The following is a 5,377-nucleotide window of genomic DNA, read 5'->3' as shown; positions in this document are numbered from 1 at the left end:
CGGTCGCGGATCAGCTCGTCGTAGAACCGGTATTCCTGGCCGTCCTGGTCAAGGACGCGCGTGTTCGGGATCTGGGGATGCGGCGGGCGACCACCCGACTCCATGGCCCCATGGGCCAGGCTGGCGCCAGTGCCGGCGACGACGCCGGCTCCACCCAGGAATAAAGTTCTACGCTGCATGCTCCAGCCCTCGAAAATGAGGCACGTCGGGTCGCGGCAAACCACTGCCGCGGGGGCCGGCGATCTCCTGCTCCGCAGCCTGCGCAGCAGGAGAGCCACCTCCATTACTTCGGCGGACATTATTCTTGTTGCTGAACTATAATCAATGTAACTGTGGATACGATGGTTATAGGTTTCAGGCCGTATGGTTATATCTCCGGCCGGGGTGGTGAGAGGTCATCGTATAACGAACGATAGAGTGGCGCGATCGGCATCCGGCTTTATGCTTACCCGGATACCTTAGCAGCCATTGATGAATGATCCGTTTCGTTTCTGACGAAAGTTATACGCACGCACATAACGACCGATGAATTGTGCGGTTCGACTTATTGCCTTACCGGACTGTCATGAACATGCTCCGCACCCGCCTGGACAAGCTCCAGATCAGCTCCGCCAGCTATGCGGTCGAGCTGCCGATCAGCTTCGCCACCGGCCGGGGCTGGACCCGCGGCTGGACCCGGCGGGTCAGCCGCGAGGAGGTGTGGTTCGTGACGGGGGCGCTGCTCCGGCCGGGCGAGCGGATCTCCGGCCAGCTGCGCTTTACGGAGATCGACCGGCTGGACACGGTAGTCCGCTATGGGGCGGAGGTGCTGCTGGTCCAGCCCGTGGCGCCTGGCAGCCGCCAGCGCGAGGTGCGCGCCCGGTTCTGCCAGCTTCTGTTCGGAGCCGGGACGGAGCCGGACCGGCCGGAGGATCAGCCGAGCTGACGGCGGATATAGTTGGCGAGCTCGATCCGGCTGGTCACCTGAAGCTTCTCGTAGATCCGGTGCAGGTGGATCTTGACCGTGCCCTCGGTGATGCCGAGCCGGAACGCGATCTCCTTGTTGCGCAGCCCTTCGGCAACCAAGCGCACCAGCTCGATCTCGCGCTGGGTCAGCGTCTTGGTCGCCTGCTGCTTGGCGGATTCCCGGGCGAGCAGGCGGTCGAGCGTCCAGCCGGTCAGGTGCTGCTCCAGCCACTGCCCGCCGGCATGGACGGTACGGATGCAGCGCACCAGCAGCTCCGGCGCCATGTCCTTGAGGATCACCCCGCGCACGCCCAGCCGCACCGCCTCGAACAGGTCGTCGTCGCGCAGGTCCGCGGTCAGCAGCACCACGCGCAGGCCCAGCCGCTCCTCGGCGATGCCGCGCAGCACGTCCATGCCGCTCAGGCCCGGCATGTTGAGGTCCAGCACCAGGAGGTCGGGACGATGCTCGCGCACCGCCGCCAGGGCTTCCTCGCCGCTCTGGCAGCGCGCGACCACCTCCAGGTCCCCCTCGCGCTCGAGCAGCCAGTTCACGCCCTGGAGGACCACCGGGTGATCGTCGGCCAACACAATTCGCGTGGTCATGGCCGTGCCCGGCCGCGGCGGAGGGTGAAGGTCGGTATGCTGTTCCACGTGAGGCTCATCTCTCTGGCAGGTCTGGCATCCGCATGGGCGGGCCGGGCAACCGTCCCGGCCACTGCCGAAGGCGATGGAGCGGCCAGCATCGACATCATGGCACAATGACCGGCATGGGCGCCGGGCGGTCGACGGGCAGCGCTACCCGGATACATAGTGTTGGCCCTCGCCGGCAGGGACCAGCGGCTGGGGCCGCTCGTCCGGATCATGGTCGGCGCCGGGCGGTGGCGGGGTGACGCCGATCAGGCCCGAGCCCTGCAGCTCCTCCCGGGTCGCCGCGATCGCCGCCTCCAGGCCGTCGATCATGTCGGACACATCCTGGCCGGCCTCGGCCGCCGCCTGCAGGCGCTCGGCCGCGCGCTGGATGCGGGGCAGGCCGAACAGGCCGGAAATGCCCTTCAGCTTGTGCGCCTCCTGCCGCACCTCCTCCGGGCCGAGCGGGACGGCGCGCAGCCGGCCGCAGCTGCGCTCGGCATCCTCGATCACCTGCTGCATCATCCCCGCGGCCTGGACGTCCGCCGCCAGGCCGATGGCGAACCGGTCGAACAGCGGCCGGCTCGTCGCGTCCGGCAAGCGTGCCGGCGAAGGCTCGATCGTGGCGGTGACCTGCGCGATCGCGGTGAACAGCTCGTTCCAGACGAACGGCTTGGACAGGCAGCGCTGCATGCCGCCGGCAAAGCAGCGGCGGCGCTCCTCCTCGTGCATCCCGGCCGACAGGCCGATCACCGGGATGTCGCGGGCGGGCGGCGGCAGCCGGCGCAGGAGGCCGGTGGCAGCGATGCCGTCCAGCACCGGCATCTGCACGTCCATCAGGATCACGTCGAACGGCTGGCTGCGGGCGAGCTCGACCGCCTGCGCGCCGTCCACCGCCTCCGCCACGAGATGGCCGTGCCGGGCGAGCACCCCCGCCAGGAGCTGGCGGTTCAGCACGGCGTCGTCGACGATCAGGATCCGCAGCGGCGTACCGGGCGTGGGGGCCGGGCCGATGGCGAGCTCCTCGCGCACGGCGTTCTGGTCGCCCAGCTCGAACGGGATCTCGAACCAGAACCGGCTGCCCTGGCCGAGCTTGCTGACCAGCCCGATGCTGCCGCCCATCGCTTCGGTGAGCCGGCGGCAGATCGCGAGCCCCAGGCCCGTGCCGCCGTAGAGGCGGGCGGTTTCCTGCCCGGCCTGGCGGAAGGGCTGGAACAGGTTGGCCTGGCACTCCTCGGAGATGCCGATGCCGGTGTCCACCACCGCGACCTGCAGGCGCAGCCCGTCACCGGCGGGGCTCCCCGTCACCTCGACCAGGACGCCGCCCTCGGAGGTGAACTTCACCGCGTTGCCGACCAGGTTCAGGAGGATCTGGCGCAGCCGGGTCGGATCGCCCCGCAGCACCGTGCCGCGATCGACCCGGACGTCGAAGTCGAGGCTGATGCCGCGCTGGTCCGCCGCCGGGGCCATCAGCCACTCGACATGCTCCAGCACCGCGCCCAGCTGGAAGTCGGTGCGGTCCAGGGCCAGCGCGTCCGCCTCGATCCGCGACAGGTCGAGCACGTCGTTGACGATCTCCAGCAGATGGCGGCCGGAACTCTGGATCGCCTGGGCGTGCTGGCGGCTCTCCTCCGGCAGGTCGCCGGCCGCGATCAGGTCGGCCATGCCGAGCACGGTGGTCAGCGGGGTGCGGATCTCGTGGCTCATGAAGGCCAGGAAGTCGGACTTGGCCTTGTTGGACGCATTGGCCGCATCCCGCGCCGTGGCCAGGCTCGCCGAGTAGCGCGCCAGCCGCACCTCGTCGGCATAGAGCTTGCGCACGATCTTGTAGCCGTAGAACGTCATGCCGGTGACCATGAGCAGCAGGAGGCCGCCAACCAGCAATTCGATCCGCTCGAGCTGCTGGATCGCCTCGATCTGCTCCTCGAACTCCTGGGTCTGCAGCCGGCCGACCTGGCGGCTGAGTGCTGCCATACTGCCGGCGAGCTGGGCATATTGACGGTCCATGGCCGCCATCTGCGCCGCGGCCTCGCGCGTGTCGCCGCGGCGCAGGTTCTCGAAGATCAGGTTCGACTGCGCGATCATCTGGTCCATCACGACCAGGCTGATGTCGAGCCAGGCGGTCAGCGGCCCGGCCTCGGCCGGGCCGACATTGGCGGTGAGCTCCGCCCGCGCCTCCTCCATGCCCATGGAGAACGCGGCCAGCGCGCTGTCGCGCAACGCGATCTCGGTGTCGATGCTGCCCGAATCGAACACGTCGTTACCCGGTGCGTTGACCGAGCCCGCGAGCCGCGTCAGCTCGGCATAGCGCGACAGCCGATCCACCCAGCGATGATTGGCCTCGACCGACTGGCTGTAATTGTACTTGATCGAACGGCTCAAGTACACTCCGCCACCGATAACAACAATATTCAGTACGACCAAAGCAAGGTAGATGCGAAACCAGTTGCTCTTTTCAGGGCGAAAAGGCATGTCTTGTTTACCCATAAACGGAAACGACATACTATGGTGCGAATTAATAAATTATAAATAGATACTCAACGGAATGTACATGAACTGCCGCAGCTTGTACAGCCCGGCATGAGACGTGGTTAATGACCGAGTCGTCATGATTGCGCAATCACCCGTCGAAGCGCGGTAGAAGCGCGTCGATGACCGCGTGCAGACCGGTCGCCGGGCGTTTATCCTGCAGCGGTACTGGTCACCGCTGGGTTGAGTACCTAGCTATTTGCTCGCCTGTGACTGTGGCCGGCGCTGGCCGATCACGCGATTTCTGTAGGGGCGGCGGGCCGGCATCCCATGGGCTGGCCTGCATTGGGGAGAAGGGGGCCATGCCTCGAGGGGAAGCGAGCGGATCGACCTTCGCCGGAGCCGGGGAAGCCGGTGCTGGCGGCAGCCATGCGGTTGCCCGCACTGCACTCCTCCTGCCGGCCTTGTCGTCGATCTCGGCCGCCGCCGAAATGGCGCCGCTGGCGGCACGGCTGGAACCCTGGCTGCACTGCACCACGGCCGACTGGCCGGGCTTCGGCGACCGGCCGCGCGGCCGGCCATCGCTCACGCCCGACGCGCTGCGTGACTTCCTGGACGAGCTGATCGGCACCAGCGTCGTCCCGCCGGCGGTCGGCATCGCCGCCGGCCATGCCGCGACCTATCTGGTCCATGCCGCCCGGCGCCGGCCCGAGCGGTTCGAGCGGCTCGTGCTGATCGCCCCCACCTGGCGCGGGCCGCTGCCGACCGTGCTGGGCGAGGCGCGGCGTCCCCTGTTCGCCCGGATCCGCCGGGCGATCGAGCTGCCCGTCCTGGGCCCGACCCTTTATCGCCTGAACGTCAACCGGCGGATGATCGGCCGGATGATGCGCGCCCATGTCTATGCCGACCCGGCCAGGGTCACCGATGCCCTGGTGGCCGAAAAGCTGCACGTCGCCGGGCAGCCGGACGCCCGGTTCGGCACCGCCGCCTTCGTCACCGGCGGCCTCGATCCGGCAGCTTCCCGCGAGGCCTTTCTCGACCTGTTCACCGGCTCCCTGCCGCCCGTCCTGATGCTGCGGCCAGCCCAAGCGCCCCGACGTTCGGCGGCCGAGATGGATGCCCTGGCCGCGACCGGGCGGGTCACCACGACCATGGTGCCGGGCGCCCTGGCACCGCACGAGGAGCATCCGGACGAGGTGGCAGCGGCGATCGGTAGCTTTCTCGGACGCAGCGCCTAGGTCGGATCGACATTCAGCGTAGCCAGGTCATGGCGGCGGCGAGGTGGGCGAAGCCGGAGAAGTGAATGGTGCGCCGGTCGTAGCGGGTGGCAAAGCGC

The 5,377-nt window shown here is 68.3% G+C and carries 4 protein-coding genes; 2 read left to right on the top strand and 2 right to left on the bottom strand.

Going from position 1 to position 5,377, the window contains the following annotated elements:
* Positions 1–571 precede the first annotated feature (571 nt).
* A complete protein-coding gene (locus HLA95_RS26635) occupies positions 572–925 on the top strand; it encodes a hypothetical protein (protein ID WP_222185035.1) in 354 nt (117 codons plus the stop codon).
* On the opposite strand, the gene HLA95_RS26630 is transcribed toward HLA95_RS26635, so the two are convergent.
* On the bottom strand, positions 913–1,548 hold the full coding sequence (locus HLA95_RS26630) for a response regulator (protein ID WP_191060818.1): 636 nt from the start codon (positions 1,546–1,548) through the stop codon (positions 913–915). The two genes, HLA95_RS26635 and HLA95_RS26630, sit on opposite strands and share 13 nt — an antisense overlap.
* A 192-nt stretch (positions 1,549–1,740) precedes the next feature.
* Entirely contained in the window at positions 1,741–3,954 is a 2,214-nt protein-coding gene (locus HLA95_RS26625) for an ATP-binding protein (RefSeq protein WP_191060817.1), read from the bottom strand.
* A gap of 449 nt (positions 3,955–4,403) precedes the next feature.
* Here HLA95_RS26625 and HLA95_RS26620 point away from each other — a divergent pair, with 449 nt between their 5' ends.
* On the top strand, positions 4,404–5,279 hold the full coding sequence (locus HLA95_RS26620) for an alpha/beta fold hydrolase (RefSeq protein ID WP_222185033.1): 876 nt from the start codon (positions 4,404–4,406) through the stop codon (positions 5,277–5,279).
* Positions 5,280–5,377: the final 98 nt, after the last annotated feature.

Origin of the sequence: Geminicoccus harenae (assembly GCF_019800005.1) — a bacterium.
In the GTDB taxonomy this organism is placed as follows: domain Bacteria; phylum Pseudomonadota; class Alphaproteobacteria; order Geminicoccales; family Geminicoccaceae; genus Geminicoccus; species Geminicoccus harenae.
Note: the sequence above shows the minus strand (reverse complement) of the source record. Positions and strands in the feature narration are given on the sequence as shown.

Coding starts and splice junctions, on each gene's coding strand:
- HLA95_RS26630 (WP_191060818.1), bottom strand. CDS start 1,548: ATGACCACGCGAATTGTGTTGGCCGACGATCACCCGGTGGTCCTCCAG.
- HLA95_RS26620 (WP_222185033.1), top strand. CDS start 4,404: ATGCCTCGAGGGGAAGCGAGCGGATCGACCTTCGCCGGAGCCGGGGAA.
- HLA95_RS26635 (WP_222185035.1), top strand. CDS start 572: ATGCTCCGCACCCGCCTGGACAAGCTCCAGATCAGCTCCGCCAGCTAT.